At 61.5% G+C, this 25,404-nt stretch carries 20 protein-coding genes; 5 read left to right on the top strand and 15 right to left on the bottom strand.

Going from position 1 to position 25,404, the window contains the following annotated elements:
- Positions 1-91 precede the first annotated feature (91 nt).
- The 8 genes from ptsP to BCM02_RS28765 form a co-directional block, all read right to left on the bottom strand.
- A complete protein-coding gene (ptsP, locus tag BCM02_RS28800) occupies positions 92-1,831 on the bottom strand; it encodes a phosphoenolpyruvate--protein phosphotransferase (protein WP_148932592.1) in 1,740 nt (579 codons plus the stop codon).
- Complete coding sequence (locus BCM02_RS28795) at positions 1,831-2,106, bottom strand: HPr family phosphocarrier protein (RefSeq protein ID WP_148932591.1); 276 nt, start codon at positions 2,104-2,106, stop codon at positions 1,831-1,833. Before BCM02_RS28795 ends, ptsP begins: the two co-directional genes overlap by 1 nt.
- 134 nt (positions 2,107-2,240) lie before the next feature.
- Positions 2,241-3,701 carry an N-acetylglucosamine-specific PTS transporter subunit IIBC gene (gene nagE / locus BCM02_RS28790; protein ID WP_148932590.1) on the bottom strand — a complete coding sequence of 487 codons (1,461 nt, stop codon included), beginning with the start codon at positions 3,699-3,701 and terminating at the stop codon, positions 2,241-2,243.
- Between the two features lie 42 nt (positions 3,702-3,743).
- Entirely contained in the window at positions 3,744-4,238 is a 495-nt protein-coding gene (locus tag BCM02_RS28785) for a PTS sugar transporter subunit IIA (RefSeq protein WP_148932589.1), read from the bottom strand.
- 51 nt (positions 4,239-4,289) lie between these two features.
- Positions 4,290-5,168, bottom strand: coding sequence for a PRD domain-containing protein (locus BCM02_RS28780; RefSeq protein ID WP_148932588.1), 879 nt, complete (start codon positions 5,166-5,168; stop codon positions 4,290-4,292).
- Between the two features lie 225 nt (positions 5,169-5,393).
- On the bottom strand, positions 5,394-8,216 hold the full coding sequence (locus BCM02_RS28775; RefSeq protein WP_148932587.1) for a bifunctional diguanylate cyclase/phosphodiesterase: 2,823 nt from the start codon (positions 8,214-8,216) through the stop codon (positions 5,394-5,396).
- 508 nt (positions 8,217-8,724) lie between these two features.
- Positions 8,725-10,503, bottom strand: a complete 1,779-nt coding sequence (locus tag BCM02_RS28770) for an ABC transporter ATP-binding protein (RefSeq protein ID WP_148932586.1) — start codon at positions 10,501-10,503, stop codon at positions 8,725-8,727.
- Entirely contained in the window at positions 10,500-12,266 is a 1,767-nt protein-coding gene (locus BCM02_RS28765; protein WP_148932585.1) for an ABC transporter ATP-binding protein, read from the bottom strand. Before BCM02_RS28765 ends, BCM02_RS28770 begins: the two co-directional genes overlap by 4 nt.
- 353 nt (positions 12,267-12,619) lie before the next feature.
- On the opposite strand from BCM02_RS28765, the gene BCM02_RS28760 reads away from it, so the two are divergent.
- The 3 genes from BCM02_RS28760 to BCM02_RS28750 all read left to right on the top strand — a co-directional run bounded on the left by BCM02_RS28760 (position 12,620) and on the right by BCM02_RS28750 (position 17,358).
- Positions 12,620-13,861, top strand: a complete 1,242-nt coding sequence (locus BCM02_RS28760) for a serpin family protein (protein WP_148932584.1) — start codon at positions 12,620-12,622, stop codon at positions 13,859-13,861.
- Positions 13,862-14,031: 170 nt separating this feature from the next.
- Entirely contained in the window at positions 14,032-15,021 is a 990-nt protein-coding gene (locus BCM02_RS28755; RefSeq protein ID WP_148932583.1) for a YihY/virulence factor BrkB family protein, read from the top strand.
- A gap of 240 nt (positions 15,022-15,261) precedes the next feature.
- Positions 15,262-17,358, top strand: a complete 2,097-nt coding sequence (locus BCM02_RS28750; RefSeq protein WP_148932582.1) for a serine hydrolase domain-containing protein — start codon at positions 15,262-15,264, stop codon at positions 17,356-17,358.
- A 196-nt stretch (positions 17,359-17,554) separates the two neighbouring features.
- On the opposite strand, the gene BCM02_RS28745 is transcribed toward BCM02_RS28750, so the two are convergent.
- From BCM02_RS28745 to BCM02_RS28730, 4 genes are read right to left on the bottom strand one after another with little or no spacing between them, the layout of a single operon-like run.
- Entirely contained in the window at positions 17,555-17,896 is a 342-nt protein-coding gene (locus BCM02_RS28745) for a hypothetical protein (RefSeq protein WP_148932581.1), read from the bottom strand.
- Positions 17,897-17,922: 26 nt separating this feature from the next.
- Positions 17,923-18,375 (bottom strand): hypothetical protein, encoded by a 453-nt coding sequence (locus tag BCM02_RS28740; RefSeq protein WP_148932580.1) that lies wholly within the window; start codon positions 18,373-18,375, stop codon positions 17,923-17,925.
- 43 nt (positions 18,376-18,418) lie between these two features.
- Positions 18,419-18,748, bottom strand: a complete 330-nt coding sequence (locus tag BCM02_RS28735; protein ID WP_148932579.1) for a low molecular weight protein tyrosine phosphatase family protein — start codon at positions 18,746-18,748, stop codon at positions 18,419-18,421.
- The gene (locus BCM02_RS28730) at positions 18,745-19,098 is read right to left on the bottom strand and encodes a hypothetical protein (protein ID WP_148932578.1); all 354 of its coding nucleotides are present in this window, start codon (positions 19,096-19,098) and stop codon (positions 18,745-18,747) included. The genes BCM02_RS28735 and BCM02_RS28730 overlap by 4 nt, the downstream gene beginning before the upstream one ends.
- 272 nt (positions 19,099-19,370) lie before the next feature.
- Here BCM02_RS28730 and BCM02_RS28725 point away from each other — a divergent pair, with 272 nt between their 5' ends.
- Positions 19,371-20,045 (top strand): YflT domain-containing protein, encoded by a 675-nt coding sequence (locus BCM02_RS28725; RefSeq protein WP_187434459.1) that lies wholly within the window; start codon positions 19,371-19,373, stop codon positions 20,043-20,045.
- Between the two features lie 233 nt (positions 20,046-20,278).
- Complete coding sequence (locus BCM02_RS28720) at positions 20,279-21,211, top strand: YsnF/AvaK domain-containing protein (protein WP_187434458.1); 933 nt, start codon at positions 20,279-20,281, stop codon at positions 21,209-21,211.
- Positions 21,212-21,315: 104 nt separating this feature from the next.
- Here BCM02_RS28720 and BCM02_RS28715 read toward each other — a convergent pair whose 3' ends face one another.
- The 3 genes from BCM02_RS28715 to BCM02_RS28705 all read right to left on the bottom strand — a co-directional run bounded on the left by BCM02_RS28715 (position 21,316) and on the right by BCM02_RS28705 (position 25,400).
- Positions 21,316-22,077 (bottom strand): ABC transporter permease, encoded by a 762-nt coding sequence (locus BCM02_RS28715; RefSeq protein ID WP_148932575.1) that lies wholly within the window; start codon positions 22,075-22,077, stop codon positions 21,316-21,318.
- Complete coding sequence (locus BCM02_RS28710; protein WP_246183600.1) at positions 22,074-22,895, bottom strand: ABC transporter ATP-binding protein; 822 nt, start codon at positions 22,893-22,895, stop codon at positions 22,074-22,076. The genes BCM02_RS28715 and BCM02_RS28710 overlap by 4 nt, the downstream gene beginning before the upstream one ends.
- A 228-nt stretch (positions 22,896-23,123) precedes the next feature.
- Positions 23,124-25,400 carry an arylsulfatase gene (locus tag BCM02_RS28705; protein WP_148932574.1) on the bottom strand — a complete coding sequence of 759 codons (2,277 nt, stop codon included), beginning with the start codon at positions 25,398-25,400 and terminating at the stop codon, positions 23,124-23,126.
- Positions 25,401-25,404: the final 4 nt, after the last annotated feature.

Below are 25,404 nucleotides of genomic sequence, written 5' to 3'. Positions count from 1 at the left end.
TTGTGATAAGGGGCGACTTTCGAGCTCAATTCACTATCCCGCGCGCGAGACAAAAAAAGCGTACCCCGCCAAGCGGAGTACGCTTCTTCCCTTAATACGCCTGGCGAATCGCCGGCACGCGCGCTTCCACGAGCGCGCGGATCGCGTCCGGCGTCTCGAGTTCGAGCGCTTCGGCAGCCAACGCCGCCATGCTCGCCTGGTCGATGCCGCGGATTAGACCGCGCGCCGGCAGCACGGCATTGGCGCTCATGCTGAACTCGTGCAGGCCGAGGCCGAGCAGGATCGGCACCGCATGCGGCTGGCCGGCCATCTCGCCGCACATGCCCGCCCATTTGCCTTCGGCTCGGGCCGCGCGGATGACGCGCTCGATTAGATGCAGCACGGCCGGCTGCAGCGGATCGTTAAGCGCCGCGAGCTTCTGGTTCATCCGGTCCGCCGCGCACGTGTACTGGGTCAGATCGTTCGTGCCGATGCTGAAGAAATCGACTTCCTTCGCGAAGCGGTCCGCCAGCAGCGCCGCCGCCGGAATTTCGATCATGATGCCGCATTCGATCGCCTCGTTGAACGCCGCGCCTTCGCCGTGCAGCTCTTCCTTGCACGCGTCGACGAGCGCCTTCGCCGCCCGCCACTCGGCGAGCGTCGCGATCATCGGGAACATGATCTTCAAGTTCCCGTGGGCGCTGGCTCGCAGGATCGCGCGAAGCTGCGTCTTGAACAGCTCCGGCCGGTCGAGCGAAATCCGGATCGCCCGATAGCCGAGGAACGGATTGTCCTCCTTCGGCAGCTCGAGCAGCGGCAGCTCCTTGTCCCCGCCGATGTCCATCGTGCGGATAACGATCGGCGCATCCGGTCCGAACGTGCGGGCGACGCTGACGTAAGCGTCATACTGCTCGTCCTCCGAAGGCAGCGTATCGCGGCCCATGTAGAGGAATTCGGTCCGGTACAAGCCGACGCCTTCCGCTCCGCGCTCCTTCGCGCTGACGGCATCGGCCGGCGAACCGATGTTGGCGACGAGCTCGACGCGCACGCCGTCCAGCGACACGCTGTCCAGCCCCATCAGCGACTGCAGCCCTTCCCGCTTCGCGCGCTCCGCCTCGCGGCGCGCGGCGAATTCGGCGATGACGATCTCGCTCGGCGCGATATGCAGCTCGCCGGATTCGCCGTCCAGGATCACCACTTCGCCCGCGCGAAGATCGGCCAGCGCATCGCCCATGCCGACGATCGCCGGGATGCCGTTCGCCCGCGCGATGATCGCCGAGTGCGACGTGCGTCCGCCCTGCAGCGTCACGAAGCCCGCGACCGCGGACGGATCGAGCTGCGCCGTGTGCGAAGGCGTCAAGTCCGGCGCCACGATAATGACCGGATCGCCGCCCCCTGCCGGAGGCATGTCGGATCGGCCGGTCAGCCGCGCGATGATGCGTCCGCCGATATCCCGGATATCCGCCGCACGCTCGCGCAAGTACTCGTCGTCTAGACTCTCGAGCATCGCCGCGATTTCGTCGCGTGCCGCCGCGATGGCCGCTTCCGCCGCCATCAGCTCATCGTTGATCGCGTTCCTCGCCCGGTCCAGCAGCTCTTCGTCTTCGAGCAGCATAAGATGGCCGTCGAAAATCTCCGCCTCGTGCGCCTGGCCCTTCGCGATCAACTGATCCCGCAGCGCCGCAACTTCCGACGCGGATTCCGCGATCGCTTGCATCAGACGCGCCGTCTCGGACTCCACCGCCGATGGCTCGATGTTAGCCGGCGCATTCGCCGCTTCGGCTTCGCTCTCCATCCGCCATACGCGGCCGATCGCGATGCCCGGCGATGCCGCTATGCCCCGGACGATCATTAGTTCCCACCGTGGCCGTCGATCGCGGCCGAGAGGATCGAGCCGATTTCCTTCTGCGCTTCCGCTTCTTGCTCGCCTTCCGTGATCAGCGTGACGCTATCGCCGTGCTTGGCGCCGAGCGTCAGCACGTTCACCAGGCTCTTCGCGCTGTTGCGCTTGCCGTCCTTCTCGACGAAAATGTTGCAGTTCGGATATTTTTTGGCCGCCTCCACGATTTGTTTCGCGGGACGTACGTGAATGCCCAGTTGGTTAGCCACAGTATAAGTTTGTTGCATGTTCTCCACTCCTGTTCGTAAAATGCTGCTTTCATCTATCTCGATCAGCCAGCCAAACTTGCTGCCGCAACCGTCCCCGTCTTGCCCGGCGCCTTCTCTGTATAACGGAACCGGGAGACGATGGACAGCCTTGCTTACATGATTTTGTTGATTTCGTCCTTCAACCGCTCGGATTGCGTGCCGAAAATTACCTGTACCGCGCCGGAACCCAGACGCATGACGCCCGAAGCGCCAAGCCCTTTCAGCGCCGCGTCGTTCACTTCCTTCTCGTCCTTCACGACCAGACGAAGGCGCGTAATGCACGCATCCACGCTGACGATGTTGTCCTTGCCGCCGAGATTCGCCAGTACATTGGCCGCCTTGTCGCTTGCCGTACCGCCGGAAGCCGCCTTCGCTGGCGCAGCGCCAGCCGCCGCAGGCTCATCGTCCTCGCGGCCCGGCGTCTTCAGGTTGAATTTCACGATCAGCACGCGGAACAGCACGTAGTAGATAAGCGCGAACACGAGGCCGATCGGGATGAGCAGCAGCGGTTTCGTCGCCAGCGAGTAGTTAAGCGCGTAATCGATAAAGCCGGCCGAGAAGCCGAAGCCGTGCTTGATGCCCATTTCGGCCACGATAAAGGCTGCCGCGCCGCTAAGCACGGCATGGATGATGAACAGCACCGGCGCCACGAACATGAACGCGAATTCAAGCGGCTCCGTAATGCCTGTCAGGAACGAGGCGATCGCCGTGCCGATGAAGATCGACGCGATCGCTTTGCGCTTCTCTTTCTTCGCGCTTTGGATAATCGCGATTGCCGCAGCCGGCAGCGCGAACATCATGATCGGGAAGAAGCCGGTCATGAACATGCCCGCCGTCGGATCGCCTTTGAAGAAGCGCGTAATGTCCCCGTGCACGACGTTGCCCGCCGCGTCGGTGAAATCGCCGATCTGGAACCAGGCGATCGAGTTGATGATATGATGCAGACCGAACGGAATGAGCAGCCGGTTAGCCAACGTGAAGATACCGGCGCCGATACCGCCGAGGTCGACGATCCAGCGGCCGAAAATATCGAGCTGGTTCTGGATCGGGCCCCAGATCAAGCCGAACACGAGGCCGACGAGCACCATCGAGATCGACGTGACGATCGGAACGAACCGTTTGCCCGCGAAGAAGCCGAGCCAGTCCGGCAGCTTGATCGTATGGAAACGCTTGTACATGTATGAAGCGACTAGACCGGCGAGAATGCCGCCGAGCACGCCCATGTTCAATTTGGCGTCCGCCCCAACGATATCCGGGAACGCGGTCGGCACTTTGGACAGCACCGTCGTCAGCACCAGGTACGCGATAACCGCCGCGAGCGCGGCAACCGCGTCGCCGACTAGACCGATCGCGACGCCGACGGCGAAGATAAGCGCCAAATTATCGAAAATCGCCGAGCCGCCCGCGCTCAGGAACGGCGCGATGTATTGGTTCAGGAAGCCGCCGACGTTCTCCCCGAGATGAAATTCCTTCACGTAATCGATGCTGCCGAAACGAAGCAGAATCGAAGCCGCAGGCAGCGTTGCAACCGGCAGCATAAGCGCTTTACCGATCCGTTGCAAGAAAGCTAACATGTTTACTCCCCCTAGGATAGCTATGAATCTGAATCTATATCGTTACTTCGCCAGAACCGCCTGGATAACCGGATCCTGACCAGCTGTAACCGAACCTTGCAGCACTTCGAGCTCCGCGACCGACTCTTCCTCGTTCGCGATGATGACCGGCGTGATAAGCGGATAGCCTGCGGCGCGGATCGCTTCGATATCGAACTCGACCAGCGTTTGACCCGCTTTCACTTCGTCGCCGATTTGAACATGCCCCTTGAAGCCCTCGCCTTTCATCGCGACCGTGTTGATGCCGATATGCACGAGCAGTTGAAGTCCGGAGGCGTGCTCGAGAATGACGGCGTGATTCGTATGGATCACGTGCGCGACAACCGCGTCGAACGGGGCGATAAGTTTGCCGACCGAAGGTTCGATCGCAATGCCGCGTCCCATATGCCCGCCGGCGAATGCCTCGTCCGGAACCTCGGTGAGGGGTACCGCTTTGCCCGTAATCGGGGCCGTAATGGTGAACGTATCTTTTTTGGCTTTGAACAATTTTCCGAACATGATTGGAACCCTCCTGATGAATGTGTTAGTTGGCGCGCAAACTGCTCTTCCCTACGATCCGGCTTGTCCCGGCGCCTGAAACACCTCGAACAACCGGTACAAATGAATGGCCAGAAACCCGATCTCATCCTCGCTCACCGGCTTGCCGATATAACCGTGCACCAGCTGCGACAGCTCTTCCGCCAGCGCGTACGCTTCGGGCATCTGCTGCGGCAGGGCGGCGACTAGCGGGTTATGCACCCGCTTGTCTTGGCTGATGCGTTCGACCGAATAGCGCAGATGCGTGATGAGCCGAATGTAATCGATGCTTTCCCGCGATATCCGGATGCCTCGCCGCTCTTCGATCTGCTCGATCAGCTCGTTGATCAAGTTCGTGAACTTCACGATTTGGCCAACCGGCACGTTGCTCACCGCCGAATGGACATGGTACGTTAGGAAGCCGACTTCCTCTTCCGGTACCCGGATGTGAAAGGCATTCGCGACTAGCTCCGCGGCTCGCTTAGCGATCTCATATTCGTCTTTGTAGCACATTTTCGTCTCGTACAAGAACGGGTTGACGATCTCCATGCCGTTGCGCAGCCGATAGACGACGAACTGAATATGGCTTGGCAGCGCGAAATAAATTTTGCGGTTCACCAGCTCGCCGAAGCTTGCCGTAATCAAGCCGATAATTTCTTCCGAAATTCGGATGACCTCCGGCTCCATGTCGCCGAGCAAGGAATGGTACTGCACCATCTCGCCCGGATCGTCGAGACGGAAGCGTTTCTCGATGCGCGGATCGGTGGCCGGAATGCTTTCGCCGCATTTGCCCGCGAACCCGATGCCTTTGCCCATCAACACATATTCTTCTTTCGTCTGGTCATCCAAAACGAGCACGACGTTATTATTGATTGCGCGTTCGATTCGCAATGTGGAATCCCTCTTTGTCATCGCATTCATCACCTTCGCTTATTATGGCAAAAAGGCAAAAAAAAGAGCCAAGAAAAAGACTCTGCTTCGCAGAATCGTTCTCTTGGCTCATGCCCTCTACCCGAGGTAACACGCCGTCGTGTATGATTATGTCCTCATCATAACGCAAAGAAAGCGTTACCGTCAACTCTCTCTTTCGTGGAAAAAACCCCCTGCCGACAGGGATTCGCGCGCCTTCAGCCCGCTCTACGAAGCGCTCTCGATACGGGAGGCGATGGTCGTCCCCAGGATGGTCTCGATCTCTTCCGCGGCCTTCGGCTTCGACAGATAATACCCCTGCACCTCGCTGCAACCGTGCTCGCGCAGAAAATCGAGCTGTTCCTTCGTCTCCACGCCCTCTGCGCAAACGCTTAAATGCAGGCTGTGCGCCATCGCGATGATCGCCTGCACGATGGCCGTATCGTCCGAGGAGTGCGGCAGATTGCGGATAAACGAGCGGTCGATCTTCAGCACGTCGAGCGGATATTGCCGCAAATAGCTGAGCGAGGAGTAACCCGTGCCGAAGTCGTCGATCGACACGGTTATGCCGCGCGCCTTAACGGCCTGCAGCCGTTCGGCCACGGCCCGCTCGTTCTGGCTGGCGACGCTCTCCGTAATCTCGAGCTCCAGCAGCTCGCCCGGCAGTCCCGTCTCTCGTAGCACCTGCTCGATCCGATCCACGAGATGCGCCTGCCTGAACTGGACCAGCGACAGGTTGACGGCCATCCGCACGGGCGGATAACCCGCGTCGATCCAGCGCCGGTTCTGCTCGCACGCCTTGCGCAGGATCAGCTCGCCGATCGGGACGATGAGCCCGGACTCCTCCGCGAGCGGAATAAATTCCGCCGGACTCACCATGCCGTACTCCGGACTATGCCACCGTACAAGCGCTTCGACGCCCGCCATGCGGCCGGAATGCAGGTCGAACCTCGGCTGGTAATGCAGCAGAAATTCATCTTGTTCCAGCGCCTTATGCAAGCCCTGCTCCAGCTGCATCTCGCGCGAAGAGATGGTGCGCACGTTCGAATCATAGAAGGAATATCCGTTCTTGCCGAGCTCCTTCGTCCGGTACATGGCGGCATCCGCGTACTTGATCAGCTCTTCCGCCTCTTCGCTGTCCTTCGGAAACATGGAGATCCCGATGCTCGGCGTAACGATCAGGGAATGGCCCTCGATCATGAACGGCGTATTCGCGTGAGAGAGAATCGTCCGAGCGATATCCGACGCCTCGGATTCCGTCGTCGACGGCACCAGCACGAGAAACTCGTCGCCGGCGATCCGGCTAAGAATGTCGCCCTTGCGCATCGAGGAAGCCAGCACGCCGGAGAATGCTTTGAGCAGCTCGTCGCCGACGTGGTGGCCGAGCGTATCGTTAATCGTCTTGAATCGGTCCAGGTCGATAAACATGACGGCCGCTTCCGCGCCGCCCTCCGCGCACTGCCTCAGATGGCCGTGTACAAGCTCGAGGAACAGATTGCGGTTAGGCAGACCCGTCAGCCGGTCGTAATACGCCATCTGCCGGATCGTCTGCGCCGCTTGTTTCTTCGCCGTCACGTCGCGCGCGATCGTTTGCATGACGCCCCGGCCGTTCCACTTCACGAAGATCGATTTCACTTCCAGATCGATTAATTCGCCGGACAGCTTGTAGCAGCGAAGCTCCGCGGGCCCGCTCTCCGACAGCCGGTTCGGCGGCGTATTCAAGCCGATCTCCGCGATCTCCCTGTCGTCAGGGTGAATGAAGTCGGCGAGGAACCGCCCCATCAACTCCTCCGGCTCCTTGGCGCCGAGCGTCACCGCGGCTGCGGAGTTGACGAACAGGATCATGCCGTTCAAATGGACGATGACGGGATCGGGCGAATAATGCACCAGCTTGCGGTACCGTTCCTCGCTCTCGCGCAGGGCGGCTTCGGCGCGCCTGCGCTCGGTAATGTCCCGCATGAAGGCGACCAGAATCGGCGGGTCCGCCTTGCGGATGCGGGTGACGGTCAGCTCGAGCGGGAACATCGTGCCGTCCGCGCGCATCCCCGTCGTCTCCGTCCGCTCGCCGAATGGATTGTCGCCGGGGTCGCGCACATAACGCGCGATGGCCTCCCGATACGAATCGCCCAGAAGCGTGGTGAACAACAGCTCCGGCATGAAACGGCCGACGGCTGCTTCGCGGCGGTGCCCGAAGATCCGTTCCGCGGCGGGATTGAATTCCATGATGCGGCCCGATGCGTCGATGACGACGATGCAGTCGCTGGCCGCTTCGATTAACGAACCGTTCAGCGCGACCTGCTGGGCGATGCGCCGGTCCGCGAAGTTGGCGCAGAGCATCACGATGCCCAGAACCAGAATCGACCATCCCGCCACGCCGATGGCCAGCCAGAAATAGATATTCGGCTCGAATTCGTCCGTGCTCACGCTAGCGAGCGGAGACAGCCTAAGCGCGATCATGCCGACGTACTGTACGGCCGCGATGATCGTCCCCATCGCGATGCTGCATGCGGCCTTCACCAATCGGCTTAACGGCGAAACCGGGCTGCGGAACCGAGAAGCCAAAATCTGCATGGAAACGCAAACGAGAATGGTGAGCACCGCCGCCACGCAAACCAGCGTGGGCGAATACGCGATTCTCGCCTGATCGAGCGCCAAAGCGCCCGCCGCGTGCGTGCCGCATACGCCTAGGCCGAGGAGCAGGCCATTGCGAACCATCTGGGCGGCGCTCATCTCGCGCCGCGCGCTCAATCCGATACAGGCGAATGCGACAAGGATGGCGACGCCCAGCGAGGATAACAGCGCCGTCAAGTAGTAGTCGGCCGCGCCTCCCTCGCGTCTGTAGGCCATCGTGCCGATGACATGCAAGGCCCACAAGCCGAAGCCGAGCGCGAGCGAGCCGCCCATGAACCAATAGCGGCGCGCCTTCCCCCGCGAAGCAAGCAGCAGCCGGGGAAGGTCGAGCGCGATATAAGAAGCGAAGACCGAGATGATCAAGCAGATGACGATGAGCCCGATCGGGTAATATTGCATAAGGGTTTGGCTCTGATTCACGACATGTCCACGCTTTCAATAAGGAAATCTGGATGTGACCGATTAGGGCGATCGAGAGGCGCAATATAGAATAAAAATCCATCCGAATATAAAGGATGGATCCAAGCAAATTCGGCAACTTGATCTTCCTGGCGCGGATGAAGCCCGCGCAAAGGCCAGAGCGGCGCACCCCCGGAAAACAGGGACGGCAGCCTGTTCAAGGCAGGCCATTCGAAAGATGTCGAACCAATTAAAAAATTAACTTATTATGTCATTATAACGATGCGATTTTTAGATGTATATAGCATATTTTGTCTAACATTGTCGAATAAGTTTGGAGAAATCGTCTTCATTTACGCGATCATACCGCTCACCGCCTCGATTCGCAAGATTCCCTTCCAATCTCGCCAAATATTATGCATCCTTCCGCGAATAGGCAGAAAACATGTGCATTGTCCGAACAAGAAATACGGGGATCTTGCGGAAATTGCCGCAAGATCCCCGTATTCGTATTCCCGGTTCTCCGATATTAACCCTCGTCGCCATGCCATAGCTGCCGGAACGATTCGCTACCGGCGAGCAGCTCTGCCGCCGTCCCTTTAGCCTCGATCCGGCCGTCCTTCATGACGATGATCTGGTCGGCCTGGGCGAGCGCCGCCTTCCGGTGAGACACGACGAGACAGGTCGCCTCGCCCCGGGCTTCGAACAACCGCTCCCACAGCTTGCGCTCGGTCTCGACGTCGAGCGCGCTCGACAGGTCGTCGAACACGTACATCTCCGCATCGCGGACGAGCATGCGGGCCGCAGCCGTTCGCTGCGCCTGTCCGCCGGACAGCTTGACGCCTCGCGGGCCGATGACCGTCTCGAGCCCGAGCTGCAGATGCTCGATATCGTGCTCCATGACCGCCGCATGGATGGCCCGCGCCAAGTTCCCGTCCGTCTCCTTCAAGCCGAGCAAAATATTGTTGCGCAGCGTATCGCTGTATAGCCGCGGGATTTGGGCGGTATAGGCGCTGCGCGGCGGGATGAAGAACTCGCCCGGATCCGCGACCTCCCGGCCGTTCCATCGAATCGTTCCTTCCGAGGCGGGCAGCAAGCCGAGCAACGCCCGCGCGAGCGTCGTCTTGCCGGAGCCGATCATGCCGGTCACGACGGTGAAGGAGCCTCGCGCAAGCGTAAAGCTGATGTCCGCGATTCCTCTGCCCGTATCCGGATAGCGGTAACCGAGTCCCCGCACTTCCAGCCGCTCCAGTCCGGTATCGTATCCTGCCGCTGCGCCATGCCGCGCCTCGTCCGGATCGAACTTGCCCTCCCTGCGCGAGAGATGCAGCGGGTGCGATGCGGTGAGGACGCCGGGCTTTGCGCCCTGCAGTAGCGCCGTCAGCCGCTCCAGCGCGACGCCCATCTGCTTGAAGTAGGTGAGGAACTTGCCGAAGTTCGTAATGAACTGCGTCACGAACGTCAAGTAGTAGACGAAGAGGGAGAAGTCGCCGACGGTGAAATCGCCGCCCCTCATCTTCTGGCCCGCGAGCAATAGGATCAGCCCGGTGCCGAGATTGACGGAATTGGAGAACACCGAATCGAGCAGCTCGCTCATCAGCCTGTCCTTCACCATCGTCCGGCGCCGTTCTTCGCCCAGCTGGCGGAACCGGTTCACGACGCGCTTCTCCGCGCCGGCCACCTGAATGGACTGCACGTTCGCGAACATCTCGCTGATTGCGCCCGTCACGTTCGAAGTCGCTTCGCGGCTGGCCGCCCGATACTTCTGGATGCGCTGGGTCGACAGCTGCGCCGCCGTCACGACGAGTACGAGCGGCAGGAAGACGTACAGCGTCAGCTCGGCATCGATGCCGATCAGAATAACGGCCGATACCGCCGCGAACGTCGTCATGCCGAAGGCGTCGACCGACCAGCTCGCCGCCTCCTCCGTCTGGTCGATATCGTCGCGGAAGTAGCTGATCGCCTCGCCCGGCGAGACGGGAATCGCTCTTGCGCCCGGCTGCTGCTGCACGTGCGCGAGCATGTTGCGGCGCAGCAGCATGCCGATGCGGAACCGGAAGTGAACGTCCGTGATGAAGCCGACGAAAATAAGCGCGACCCGGGCAAGCGCCGCGCCTATCAACAGCGCGACGATGCCCCAGATACCGATGTTAAGCGCAGAATCTCCGGCCAACATATCGAAGAACTCTTTGGTAACCAAGCCCGGCGCGATCGGGGCCAGGTAGATCAGCGTCCACGCCAGCGCGTTGACGAAATACCGCATTGGCCTGTACATGATCAGCCGCCACAGAAACGTAAACGTACTCATGCGAGCACCTCCTCCATCCCCGTCTTCAGCATCCGGCTGAATTTCGAATCCGGATCGGCCGCCAGATCCGTCCGTCTGCCGAACTCGAGCACCTCGCCGTCCTCCAGCACGAGAATGCGGTCCGCGCGCTGAACGGTCGCCAACCGGTGCGCGATGATGACGCATGTCCGCCGCTCCAGCAGCAGCTGCGTCGCGCGTTCGATGCGCTGTTCGGTAAGCGGATCAAGCCGCGAGGATGCCTCGTCCATGATGACCAGTCCGGGATCGCACAGGAAGACGCGCGCGAACGCGAGCAGCTGCGCTTCCCCGGCCGATAGCCCGCCCCCGCCCGAAGCCAGCATCGTATCCAACCCCTGCGGCAGCGTCCGGTACCAGTTCGCAAGCCCCAGCTCCTCTAGCACGGCGACGATGCGCGCGTCGGCGATCGACGCGTCGTAGAAGGTCAGATTATCCCGGACCGTCGCCTGCATAATCTCGATGCTCTGCGTGACCATCGCCGCGCGAGCCCGCAGGTCGCTCACCTTCGCCTGCCGGATGTCCGAACCGCCGAGCCGGATCTCCCCCTGCTGCGGGTCGTAGAAGCGGAGCAGCATGCGCGCCATCGTCGATTTGCCGCTGCCCGTCCGGCCCAGCAGACCGAGCACTTCGCCCGGCGCGAGCTTCAGGCTGACGCCCTTGAGCGTCGGCGCGCCCTCGGCCCCTTCGTAGCTGAACACGACGTCCTTGAATTCGACCGCGAGCGGTCCGGCGGGGAAAGCGACCCCGGGACCGTCCGCAATCTCCGACTTCATCTCGAACAGCTCGTTAATGCGCACGATGCTGGCGTCCGCCTTCTGCAGATCTTCCAGCTGCGTGCGGATTTTCTCGATCGGCTTGGCCAGCAGCTCCGTGTAATAGAAAATGAGATACACCGTGCCGAGCGTGATGTCGTCTTTGTACCAGAGATAGGCGCTCACCCCGAACGCCATCGCGTTGCCGAGGGCGAAGATGACGATCGTCGACGTCCACATCATCGCGAATCCGAGGAACGCTTTGATCCGCAGCGGGAGCATCCGTTCCAGCAAGCCGAAGAAGCGTCCCATGACGAAGCCTCCTGCCCCGTTGGCGCGAATATCCTCGGTCCCTTCCAGCTGCTCGCCGATAAAGCCGTAAAATTCCGCGTTCGCCTGCCGCCAGCCGCTCCATACCGGCACCGCGAATTTGCGGATCCATTGAATAATGTAAATCGCGGACACGGCGAACAGCGTCATGCCGGCGCCGATGAGCCAGTTCTCCCGAAATAGCAGCGCGATGATGCCGAAGATGAGCAGGACGTTGCCCGCCAGGTGGATAATCATGCTCGAGAAGAAGTTCGCCAGCGCATTCACGTCGCCGTCGACCCGCTCGATGATCGCGCCCGACGTGTGCGACTTATGAAAGTTCATGTCCAGCGACAGACAGTGCTCCGCCAAGTCGCCGCGCAGCGTGTTCGTCGTCCGCCACGCGACGTTCTCGCTCATATAAGTCGCCACGACGCTGACGATCTGCTGCACGACCGAGAACCCGATGAAGAGGATGGCCGCGTAATAAAGCGGTTCCATCGAGCCTTCCCCTTGCGCCTCGTCGATGAAGAACCGGATGATCTGCGGATTGACCAGCTGCAGTCCGATCGAGGCGAACAGCAGCAGCGTCAACCCAACGAGCGCTCCCCGCTGCGGAAGCAAATAACGGCGCATCAAAGCGGCGTAATGCCGGATCGATACGTTCGATTTTCCTTGACTCATGGCGCCTCCTTGACCGAAATCATAATGATGATTTTAATAGGGTACGATTTTGAATATCTTTACAGTTTACAACATTGCCGAGCGCATCGGTATTGTCGCATGTAACTATTTCTCGATCCATTGTTGGCCCTCGACCGGCGCGCGATTAGCCCCGCCGCGCCCAAGACTAGAACTAACGTTCCCATTCTAACAATGAATTCCCGCTTCATCAATAGGGCTATCGTTCCCCCTATCCATAGCTAATCGCGGTCCCCAAGCTTGTCGCGCTATCCGCGGCGGGGCCTCCGTCTGCAACCTTTCCGCTCCGCCTTTCGTCGTATTCCATTAAAAGACAATACTGGGAGGTTGGAGCGATGATTAGAAAGATCAAAAAGGGTGCCGCAATGGCGGCTGCCGCGGCGCTGCTTGCCCTATTCGCCGGTTGCGGCTCGGCCCCCGCGCGCCCGAGCTTCTCGGCGGCGGACGCGAACCGCGCGCAGATCGCGTCCGCGAACGCCTTCTCCATGGAGCTCGGACGCCGCCTGTTGCCCGGGACCGCAGAGAACCGCTTCTTCTCCCCGCTTAGCGTATCGATGGCGATGGGGCTCGCTTTGAACGGCGCCGCGGGCGAGACCCGCTCGGAGATGCTGAAGACGCTGCGGGCGCAAGGGTTGTCCGTACTCGAACTGAACGAGGGCACCCGAGCGCTGACGGACGTGCTCGAGCACCAAGATACGGAGGTCACGGCGCGGATCGCGAACGGCGCATGGGCGCAGCGGGGCATGGGGTGGAAAGAAGCGTACGCCGCGGATTTGAAGACCTATTATAACGCCGAAATTCAGGACATCGACTTCGGGGATCCCGATGCTCCCGCGGCCGTCAATAAATGGGTCGATACGCAGACGAAAGGGATGATTCCCCGCTTGATCGAAAGCTTCCCGCCCGATACGGTGTCGGCGCTCGTCAACGCGATCTATATCAAGGGGGCATGGAGCGAGCCGTTCGAAGAGGATCGGACGAAGGAGCGGCCTTTCCGCCTTCAGGACGGATCGACGGCAAGCGTCCCCATGATGGAGCAAAGCGGCTCTTACGCCTTTAAGAAGGAGCAGGCGTACGAGGTGCTGCAGCTGCCGTACGGCGAGGGCAAATGGCGCATGACGATCGTCCTGCCCGGCGATCCGGGCGGACTCGATGCCCTGCTGCCCCAGCTGCTCGACAGCCCCGAGACGTGGCGCGCCGGGCTGGCGACCGCGGGCGGAACCGTCCGCCTGCCCCGCTTCGGCATCCAGTCGACGCTGCGGTTGGAGGAGACGCTGCGGCAGCTTGGGATGAAGACGGCCTTCGACCCGGCCAAGGCGGATTTCTCCGGCATGGCGGAGGAGGGCGCGCTGTTCTATATCAGCCAGATCGTCCACCAGGCCCGCATCGAGGTTGATGAGACGGGGACGGAAGCCGCGGCGGCAACCGCAATATCGGTAGCCGGCACTGCCGAGCCGCAGCAGCCGTGCGAATTCACGGCCGACCGACCGTTCTTCTTCGCGATCGAAGAAGGCGAGATGGGGGCGATCGTCTTCCTCGGCGTCGTCCGGAATCCGGCCCTTTCCGCCGGAAACTAGCTCCTCCTACTCCCTATTTGCACCGATCTCCTTCTCGCAGCCGGCCATTCGCCGCCTAACGCCCTGCCTCCTTGCTATCTCTTCGCTCCCCATGTCCCGTCTATCGCGGGGTTTGTCTCCCCGAAGCGCGGGGTAATGAGGACTACCGATTCGAGAGGAGGCTTGGACTTATGGCAGGCACGATTCACCAGACGGGCAGCGGTCAGAGCCGCAAGCCCGCGAGTCCGGCTAACGGGCCGGGTACCAAACGCAATGACGCTCCCGCCAATCCTAGGGAAACGAAAAGCCGAGTCTGGCGGTTCGCGCAAAACCTGTACTGCCGCTTCCAGGACGACGAGGTGCCGGCGATGGGCGCGCAGCTGACGTATTACTTGATTTTGTCGTTCTTCCCGTTCCTCATCTTCATCATCGCCGTGCTGAGCTTCGCGGATTTGACCGTGCGCGACGTCATCGACGGCATCCGGCTCGTGCTGCCGGAGACGTCGACGTCCACGATCTCGGAGGCGTTCGAGGAAATCCAGCAATCCCGCAGCGGCTCGCTGTTGTCCTTCGGTCTGCTCATTACGCTGTGGTCGGCCTCCAACGGGGTGAGCGCCGTCATCAAAGCGTTGAACAAAGCGTACGACGTCGAGGAGACGCGGCCGTTCTGGAAAGTGAAGGGCATCTCGCTGCTCTTCACCGTCATCCTGGCGCTCGTCATCGTATCGAGCATGGTCATGCTCATCTTCGGCCGCGTTATCGGCGACAATTTGTACAAATGGACGCAGCTGCCCGGCAGCTTCGACGTCATCTGGGGCATCGCCCAATTCGTCCTGCCGATCGCGATCATGGCCGTCGTCTTCGCGCTGATGTACATGTTCGTCCCGAATCTGCACCTGAAATTCAAAGAAGTGCTGCCCGGGGCGATTTTCACCACGGTCGGCTGGATCGTGACGTCGCTGGCCTTCTCGTTCTACGTGAACCATTTCGGCAGCTACTCCAAAACGTACGGCAGTATTGGCGGCATTATCGTGCTGCTAACCTGGCTCTATCTGTCGAGCATCGTGCTCGTCATCGGCGGAGAGATCAACGCGGTGCTGCATTTCGACAAGAATGGCAAGCAGAAGCCCGCATGCAAATCGTTCGCGCTGCATTTGCCGTTCATGAAGAAGAAAGCGTAAGGCACGATCGATTGTCCACGGCTCATGCGTCCGAGGGCTGCATCTTCGTCATTCCGATGACGTTGGCGCAGCCCTTTTCGCGCGCGATTCGGCATGGCTCGTCCCTTGCCGTGCGCCTGCGGTCCAGCTCCGGCCTCCGCCTGGAGGTCCGCGCGTTTTCATTCCGGGGACGGTGTTGCGGCCTCCTCTATTCCACTACCATGAAATGGAAGAACGCATTCGCCATAAGGAGTGAAAATGATGAGCAAAAAGATACGCAATCGTACCCGCACGACCCAGATCGCCGTCACGTCCCTGCTCGTGGCCGCGCTGCTCGCCGCGCCGGTTGCCGGCGCGCCCGCGACGGCGCAGGCGGCGCCGGCCGCCCTGCAATTGCCTGCCGCGGGAATCGCTGGCCTCCCGGCTGCCGCCGCGACGACGGGAACAACCGCGCAAGCGCCGGCCGTCGACGCCAAAGCCGTCCAAGCGTTCACGGACGAATTCTTCGCCCGCAAGGACGTGAAGGATATTCTAAGCGGCGCGATCGCGGTCGTCGTGAAAGACGACAAGGTGCTGCTCAACGCAGGATACGGGTACGCCGACGTCGCGGCCAAGAAGCCGATCGATCCGAACGGGACGCTGTTCCGCACCGCCTCCATCTCGAAGGCGATCACCTCGACCGGCCTCATGCAGCTCGTCGAGCAGGGCAAGGTCGATCTCCATGGCGACATTACCAAGTACCTGCCCGGCGTCAATATCGTGAACAAGACGGGCGTGCCGGTCACGGTCGAGCACCTGCTGACGCATACGACCGGCTTCGAGTTTACCGACTCGGGCACGGACGCGAATCCGGATGCCGCGAAGCCGCTTTCGCTGGACGAATTCGTGAAGCGCAACGCGCCGACCGTCGTGCGCAAGCCCGGCGAAGTCTACCGCTACGACAATCTCGCGTTCAACATCCAAGGACTCATTATCGAGAACGTGACCGGGCAGCCGTTCGAACAATATATACAGGAGCACGTATTCGCCCCGCTTCAGATGAACAACGCCACGTACCTGCTTGACGAGACGTCCGGGAAGAAGCTGGCGACCGGTTACGACGGGCAGGGCAAGCCGCTCGGCGCTTATCAGCTGTCCCCGGCTATTTCGCCGGATGGCAGCATGCTCGCCTCGGGCAGCGACCTGGCGAACTTCATGATCGCCCACTTGAACGACGGCGCGTTCGGCGGCAAGCGCGTGCTGAAGGCCGAGACGGCCAAGTCGATGCTCGAGACGCATTATGAAGCCGCCCCCGGCGTGCCGATTATGGGCTATGGCTTCGAATCGTTCTTCCATAATATGCAGAACGGCCAATACGTCATGGGCAAAGGCGGCGACCTGCCGGGTTACCACTCTTGGATGTGGCTCATTCCCGAGCACAACGTCGGCGGACTGATTCTATCCACGTCCGATGCTTCCGTGGAACTGCGGACGCTGTACTTCGACGCCTTCATGGATCGCTTCTATCCGAAGAAAGCCGGCAATGCGCCGACCGCCCCCGCGTTCACGAAGCAGCAGTTGACCAAATTCGAAGGGCTCTACAGCAGCCTGCGCATGCCGCTCATGGCGACCAAAGTCACCGCGGGCGACGGCGTGCTGCTCGTGGACGACGCGCTCGGCTCGCATACGCTGAAGCCGACGGCCCCGCTGACGTTCGAGGACGAGTCCGGTCAGATCGCCGCTTTCAAGGAAGACGACAAGGGCAACATCGCCTACATTTATTACTCGTCCCCGGACAGCCTATCGCAAAAACTCGTGGAGAAGCCGGCTTATACCGACGTGCAAGGCGATAGTCCGTATGCCCCCGATATAAACCTGCTTCGCTCGCTGGGCGCCTTCGAGGACGACGGCGCAGCCGCCTTCGAGCCGGAGCGCGCCATCACCCGCGCCGAATTCGTCGCCATCGTGGCCCGCATCGCCGGGATCATGCCTTCCAAGAACCCGGTGGCGTTCCCCGACATGCGCGATCATTCGCTCGCGACGCTCGTGCAGACCGTGTATGAGCTCGGGGTGCTGACCGGCGTGCCGGGCCAGAACTTCGAGCCCGACCGCGCCATTACCCGCGAAGAAGCCGCCATCGTCGCATTCCGTCTCGCGACCGGCCTCATCGGCGCGGCGCCGGCGCCCGCGAAGCTGGCGACCGCCCCGTCCAAGTGGGCGGACGATGCGGTGCAATTCGTCGTCTCCGCCGGCTGGCACGGCCCCGAGGTGACGAAGGACGCGAGCGGAGCGGCTGAATACCGTCCCCGCGCCTCGATGACGAAGCAAGAAGCCGCGGCGCTCTACGGCACGCTGCTGCGCGGCATTCTCGGCCATTAATCACGGCTTACAAGCGCATAGAAGACAAGAAGGCTGTCCGGGAACGATTCCCGGGCAGCCTTCTTTGTTCCCGACGCATCACAGCGCTTGGATCAATTCGATTTTCCACAGCCCGTCCACGCTCGTCATCGCGAACTGCAGACGCTGTTGCTCGCCGTCCGCCGCATCGGTCGTGACCACGATGGTGCCGCGCCCGTCAGGACAAGTCGAACGTCGTCCAGCCCTCCCGGTTCAGCGCGTCGACCGTTGCCCGGAAGTATCGCTCCCCCAGTTCCGAAGGGTGACGCCGCCATTTTTCCCGCCATGTTCGCTTGTAGGGGAACGTGAACCGGATTTTCGGCTCGGAGAAAAATTCAATGTACGGCGGTTCGTCATAAATATCCCGCCATGCGACGCAGCGGCTCTCCGACACTCCGCTGTGATGCATCCAGTTGCGGCGGCACGTCTCAAAGTCGATGGTCCGCTCGCGTCCATCGTCGTCGATGTATAGCAAACCTTCCGGATCGATGCCTTGTATGCGGTCATGATGGTACTGCAACGCGGCAGCCTCCTTTGTTCGTAGGGTCAGTCAAGTAATCCGCTCATCGCGGCATCGTGCGCCACCGGATCGAACCGCATCGAAGGCACAAGGTCCAGCCATTCCATCGTCGGCTCTATCCCGGCCATCCATTCATTCGGGTTCCCGACCGGCTTCCCCATTCGCCAGGTCACCGTTTCGCTGCTTCGTTCAATCTCCGCGGCAATGATCGTGCAGCTCAGGTCGCAGTCATCCGGGCACATCAACAACGGGACGATATCCAGCTGCTTGCGCGTCAGCAGCTTGCCGCGAACGAAGGCTTGCTCGTTCGGCATGTTCAGCCAATCCACAATGACAGGCACCAAACCTTCATACAAGCCTTCCGGGTAGTGGCGATGCAGCAGCGCATCCAATGGCTCGCCGTCAATGAAAATCGTGGGGTGCGGTTGATCGCTATACAAGCTTGCCAACATTCGGGTCTCGATTCGATTTAACTTCACGTCTGCTTCCCCCTATCGGTCCGGCCTTCGCAAACTCTCCTCGCTACTCCGGCACATCCACGTATTCCGACACGCGCGCCTTCAGCAGCTCGACCAGCTCCTCGTCCATGTACCGGTAATCATCGGGAATGTCGAGTATTCGAAGCGGCTTCCCGTCCAACCGCGGGCCGAATTTCTCCTTCAGCCGACGGACGTGCTTCTTCTCCATGACGAAAATCTCGTCCGCCCAGCCGATATGCCCTTCCGTCACTTTAACGCGGGCGCCTTCCTCGGTACCGGCCGACCGAACATCGCATCCATTGAGTCCGCGAAACAGATGCTCGGCGGTTAAGCTGCGCCACTTATTGCGGCTGCAAATAAATAACAATTTCATCTAGACGGCATTCCTTCCGCAAACTGTTTCATGCTGCTTATAAAAGAAGGATTGTCGAAACGGGGCGGCAATCCGTGCGAAACCAGCACACGATCAAGCTTCTCCAGCTGAAACTGAAGTTCCTCCGCAAACCCGAGCATCTCGGCATGTTCGAACACATAGACTAACCCTTCGGTATCCCATTGCACTCGGCCTTCCTCATGGCGAACGGCCACCTCATAGCCTCCACATCCGAATACGCCGCACGTGCAATTGAACATGCGGAACGTGCCCGCGCGCGTAAGCGACTCGAAGAACGAGGCCGCTTCAAACACGTTATCCCCGTGCAAAAGGACCTCGTCAATATACACTTCGATGCTCTCCACAACGGTTGGAACCTTTTCGCGCTTATATTTTGATAGGCTCTTGTATACCTGTTTTACTTCATACTTCAAATCGAAAGCGATTCGATTCGGAACCTGCCCACTCATGCAGCACCTACTCTCCCCGACCAAACTCAATACCCTCATTTTACCAAATGACATCCCGTGTCCGCCAGAATAACCTGCCGTTCGTTATCCGTTCCTCCCGATCGGGTAATACTTCCTATACGACGCTGTTCGATACCAAGGAGGGACCACCGATGAGCAAAACCGTATACGGCGTGTACGACACGACCGCCGAAGTGCTGCGAGCGATCCACGCGCTCCGCCGAAAAGGCTACGACAGCTATGAAATCAGCGTCGTCGCGCAAGCCGAAGAGCCGTGGGATTTTGCCGCGCTGTACCGGAAGGCCGATATCCAGGCGATCGAGGATGACGAGGAGCACCGCACCTTCCTCGAGAAAGTGAAGCGCTGGTTCACCGGCGAAGACCGGGACTTGTTCCGCGAGCGGCTCGTCGCGCTTGGCGTGGGGGATGGCGATATCGACGATTATTTGCCCGACCTGCACGCGGGCAAGTTGCTCGTGCTCGTCGAGAGCGCCCGCGCGGCGGGACAGCTGCCGCCCTATTACCCCGAAGCCGTCCATGCGAGCAGACAGGAGGCAGCCGCCGCGGGAGACGACGCGCCGCCGCATCCTTACCTGGACGGCGGCCGGCTCGATGCGGCCGCGCTGGCGGCGTTGTCGGAAGGAGCGCTCTATGACGATCGCGTCTCCGCCGCTTCTCACGAAGTCCGCGAAGAAGATACGTCCGTCCACGCGCCGATGAGCAACGATTTGTTCACGGCCGACCCGTTGATGGATCCGGCTCCCGCTCAGTCGCCCGGCTCCCGGACCGCTTGGACGCCCGCGGAACGAACGGGCGGACGCGGTTAATGCCGTTCGTGTCGCTGGCGGCGATTCGGCGGATCGGCCGCTTCGACGGATCGGTTCGCGCTTATGCGCACGTTATGCCGGTCATCCTGGCCGACTGCGTTTTACGGCCATCTTGCCGCCTTCGCGCTCGGCGGGCATCCTCTCCAGTTTCGCCGCTTTCGTTTATCGTTCATACCCGCCGGGTATATACGGAATGTATCACGGAGCGATGGAACTTTAAGGAGGAATGGACAATGTCGAAAGCAGTATATGGCGTATTCAACTCGTCGTCGGAGGTGCTGGACGCGATCCGGGCACTCCAAGCCAGAGGCTATTCGAGTCAGGACATCACGGTCGTGGCCGACAAGGAAGAATCGTGGGATCTCACCGATCTCTATCGCAAAGCGGACGTGCAAACCTTAACGGACGAAGACCGGGACAACAACTCCTTCCTGGATAAAGTGAAACGCTTCTTCACGGGCGATGATCGCGAGGGATTGCGGGATCGGCTGTACACGCTGGGACTGACGGATCAAGATACCGACGCTTACATCTCGGATCTGAGGGATGGCAAATTCCTCATTCTGACGGACGATGCCAAGGGCTTCCTGGACAACCGTAACGAGGTCGCGGCGAACATCGGTCTTGCCGAGACGGCGGCCGCGACGGAAGTCGCGAGCCGCAGCACGCTGACGGACGATCTGTTCACGCCGGACCCGGCCACCCGGGATTGGTCGACGCCTTACCCGGCGGACGGGAGCACGTTATCGGCGGATGAGCTAGAGGCGGATCGCGAGCGGACGCTGAAGCTGCGCGAAGAACGGCTGCAGGTCGACAAGGAAGCGGTGCAGGCCGGCGAAGTCGTCGTGCACAAGAACGTCGTCGAAGAGCAGCGGACGATCAACGTGCCGGTTGAGCATGAAGAGGTGTTCGTCGAACGACGCGCCGTCGCGGACGGCCGGACGGATGCGGCGCCGATCGGCGAGGACGAGACGATCCGCATCCCGGTCACCGAGGAGCGCGTCGAGGTGACCAAGAAGCCGGTCGTGACCGAAGAGATCGTCATTGGCAAGCGCACCGTGCAGGAGACCGAGCAGGTGCAAGATACCGTCCGCAAAGAAAAGTTCGATCTCGACCAGAGCGGCAATCCGGTCGTACGGGAAACCGAATCGTCGTCCAGACGTTAAAATGAAAATAAAAAGGCGGGCTTATCCCCTTGAAGGGGACAAGCCCGTTTTGCATTGTTGCGCCGCGCCGCGGATGGCTTCGCGATGGCCGAGCCGCTTGCGTCCTACGCCTGTTTCCCCGTTCGCCGCAGCATCCCTTCCGCCGTAAACCATAGCCGCGCGCTTACCGTCCCGAGCAGAATAGCGGTAATCGCCGCGGAAGCGGATAGCACGAACATAATGAGAATCTGGTACCGCACCGCCTCGATCGGCTCGGCTCCCGCCACGATCATGCCCGTCATCATGCCGGGCAACTGCACGAGACCGACCGTCTTCATGCCGTCGAAGGTCGGAATCATGCTCGAGCGCACCGCCCGCCTGGCCGAATGCCGGAGCGCCTGCCGGGTCGTCGCGCCAAGCGACAGCAGCGCCTCGATCTCGCCTCGGGCCGCCTCCAGCTCCCGCGTCATGGCGCTCAAGAATAGTCCGGCGACGATCATCGAGCTGCCGATTATGATGCCGCTCACCGGAATGATATACTGCGGCGTCGCCTCGATGATGCGAAGCGACAGCAGCAGTCCCATCGTCAGCGATTCCGTCACGAGCAGCGTGGCCCCGATCCGCAGCCGGATGCCGGGGATGCGGTCCGCCCGTTTGCCCGCGTTGAACGCGGCGACGGTAATCATCCCCGCTATAATGACGACGATCAGCGCCGGATTGCGCGTGTCGAAGACAAAGTGAAGCACGTAGCCGATCAGGAACAGCTGCAGCGCCGCCCTCACCGTGCCGACGGCGATCTCCTTCTCCAGCCCCAGCTTCCGCTTGATGGACAGCAGCATCGTCACCAGCACGAAGACGAGCGTCGCCGCCAGCGCCCAGTTGCTCATGCGCGCGCGCCCCCTTCCGACCCGGCGCCCAAGCTCGCCGCCGGCTTCTTGTCGGCCGCCGCTTCCGCGCGTCCAGCCGTCCGCCCCTCGGCATCCGGCCGGACGAAACGCCTGCCCTGCTCCGTCGCCGGCCCGCGGAAGAAGACGTCCGCCTCCGCCACCTCGAGCAGCCGCCCTTCGGCCATGAACCAGACCGTGCGGCATTGCCGCTCGGCCTGATCCAGATCATGCGTGACCCACAAGCAAGCGGCGCCTTCCCGCGCCGACCATGTATCCAGCAGCGCTTCCACCGCGTCTTTGCTGCCCGGGTCCAGCGAAGCCGTCACCTCGTCGAGCAGCAGCAACCGAGGCTTCAGCAGCAGCGCCCGAACGAGCGCGGTCCGCTGCTTCTCGCCGCCGGACAGGTCAGCCGCGGCGCGCCGCCAGCCGATGTCCGCAAGACCGACCGCGTCCATCAAGCGGCGGGCGAGCGCTTCGTCGAACGGCGTGCCGTGCAGACCGCTCGCCGCTCGCAAATTGTCTTCGACCGAGCCAGGCAGCATGACGGGCTGCTGCGCGACATAGCACGCCTGGCGCCGCCACTCCTTCGGTTCGGCGTATGCGCGCGGCTCCTTCCCGCCCAGCAGCAGCCGGCCGCCGTCGGCCGCTTCCAGCAGCGCGATTATGCGGAGCAGCGTGCTCTTCCCCTGCCCCGATCCTCCGAGCAGCGCGACCCGGTCGCCGGCCGCGATCTCCGCCGTCATATCCGAGAACAGCGACCGGTCCGGCTCGTCCGGCCGCTGCTTCCTTAATCCTTCTATCGTTAATAGCGCGGTCAATCCAGCCTACCTCCCATAATGCCAGGCGAATGCGCGACAGGCATTCCTTACCAATCCTTCTTATTATAACGGAAGAAGGGCAAATGATCCCGGCGCTAATTTTCCGACAGCACCCCATCGTCCGCCGCGCAAAAAAAGAGACCGCCCCGCCGTCACCGAACCGATGACCGCGAAGCAATCTCTTCTTTAACCTCTGTCTCGCACGCCGACCGGCATGCCGTTCCCGATTTACTCTGTCGCCAGCTCCACCGCCAGCTGCGATTCCAGGCTGTTCGAGTAGCCGCCTAACGTGAAAATAACGCGCTTCAGCTCGCCGCTGAACCGGAACGGCGACGCGTAGGTCTCGCTGACCGGCGTCGGATCGTTCTCCCCGACGCGGAACTGCTCCTTGGTAAAGCCAAGCACGCCGGCATGGCCGATCTTGCCTTCTCCGATGCGCGTCCCGTTCGCGTAGAGCGTCCCGACGCCCTCGTTATCGCCGGTGCGGGCGAAGCGGAAGGCCAGCGTCAGTTCGCCAACCGGCAGCGCCGTCTCGGACGTAATCGTATATTGCACGCCCCAGGCGTAGTTGTAATGGAACGTCAGCCGGTTGTGCTGCACGAACAGCGCATAGCCGCCGAACCGTCCGCCTTGGGCGACGAGCACGCCTTCTTCTTCGATCGAGGATCGGTTCACGATCGCCCGGATCTCGAACGGCTTGTTGCGGACGTCCGGCTGCTTGGCGAACGGCAGGCCGAACGAGGACGGATAGAACACGCGCTCGGTTACCGCCGGCTGCGGCGCGCCGCCCTTCGCCTTCTCCACGCCGCGCACCTTCGCCACGATCGAGCGCCCGTCGAGCGGCAGCACGCCGTAACGGCCGGCCTCCGCCCACCACAGCTCGATCAGCTCCCGCAGCTTCTCCGGATGCGCCTGCGCCAGATCGTTCGACTCGGTGAAATCCTCGTCGACGTGATACAGCTCCCACACGTCGTCGCTGAACGGCGTGTCCGGCTTGTGGGCCGCGACCGCCTTCCAGCCTTTGTGCCAAATGGCGCGGTTGCCGACCATCTCGAAATGCTGCGTCTCCTTGCGCGTCGGCTCCTCGCCGCTCGCCAGGGTATACGCCAGCGACGTGCCGTGCACCGGCTGCTGCTGCACGCCTTTGTAGACCTCGGGCGCCTGAATGCCCGCCAGCTCCAGCACGGTCGGCACGATATCGGTCACGTACGAGTATTGCGTGCGGACCGCGCCGCCATCCCGAATGCCCGCCGGATAGTGAATGATGAGCGGATCCTTCACGCCGCCGGCGTGCACGAACGACTTATACCACTTCAGCGGCGTATTTCCGGCCTGCGCCCAGCCGATCGCGTAATGATTGTTCGCCGTGTCCGAGCCGATCTCGTCGATCCGCTGCAGCTTCTCGTCCAGCGTCTCCTTGACGCCGAAGCCTTCCGCCCACGAATGGATCGTGCCCTCTTGGCCGCCCATCGCGCACGCGCCGTTGTCCGACAGCAGCACGAGCAGCGTGTTGTCCAATTGGCCGATCTCGCGCAGGAAATCGACGATCCGGCCGATATGGTAATCCGTATGCTCGAGGAAACCGGCGAACGCCTCCTGCTGGCGGGCGTACAGCTTCTTCTCCGCTTCGGGGAGCGACGCCCACTCGCGCACGTTCGGATTGCGCGGCGGCAGCACCGCGTCCTGCGGGATGACGCCGATCGCCTTCTGGCGGGCGAACCACTCCTCGCGCGTCACGTCCCAGCCTTTATCGTACTTGCCTTTGTAGCGGTCGATATATGCGTTCGGCGCGTGATGCGGCGCATGAGTCGCGCCGTAGGCGACGTACGCGAAGAACGGCTTATCCGGCGCTGCGTTCTTCTGGTCGCGGATGTATTCGATCGCCTTGTCGGTCAGATCTTCGGTCAGGTGGTAGCCTTCGGCGACCTTCTTCGGCTGCCGCACCCGGCGGCTGTCTTCGACGAGATCCGGGTTCCATTGATTCGTCGCCCCTTCGAGGAAGCCGTAATAGCGCTCGAAGCCGCGGCCGAGCGGCCAGTTGTCGAACGGGCCCGCCGCCGTATGCTCGGCCGCCGGGACGAGATGCCATTTGCCGACGGCGAACGTGTTGTAGCCGTTCTCCGCGAGCATTTCGCTCAGCAGCGCCGTCTCCTTGCTCACCTTGCCGCGCGTGTTCGGGAAGCCGTTGTCGAAGCCGGAGACGAACGAGACGCCGGCCGCGTGCGGATTGCGCCCCGTCAAGAGCGCCGCCCGCGTCGGCGAGCAGATCGCCGTCGTATGGAAATTGTTGTACCGCAAGCCGCCTTCGGCCAGCGCGTCGATGTTCGGCGTCGCGATATCCGAACCGTAGCAGCCCAGCTGCGAGAACCCGAGATCGTCGAGCAGAATGACGACGACGTTCGGCGCGCCCTCCGCCGCTTGCGCCGGCCGCGGCCAGCTCGGCACCGAATCTTCTACCGTCTTGCCGATCGTGCCGGCGAACGTTTCTTTGCTCCAACTTGTCATGAAT

Source organism: Paenibacillus methanolicus (assembly GCF_008124765.1).
In the GTDB taxonomy this organism is placed as follows: domain Bacteria; phylum Bacillota; class Bacilli; order Paenibacillales; family Paenibacillaceae; genus Paenibacillus_Z; species Paenibacillus_Z methanolicus.
This window is presented reverse-complemented; position numbering and strand designations above follow the sequence as displayed.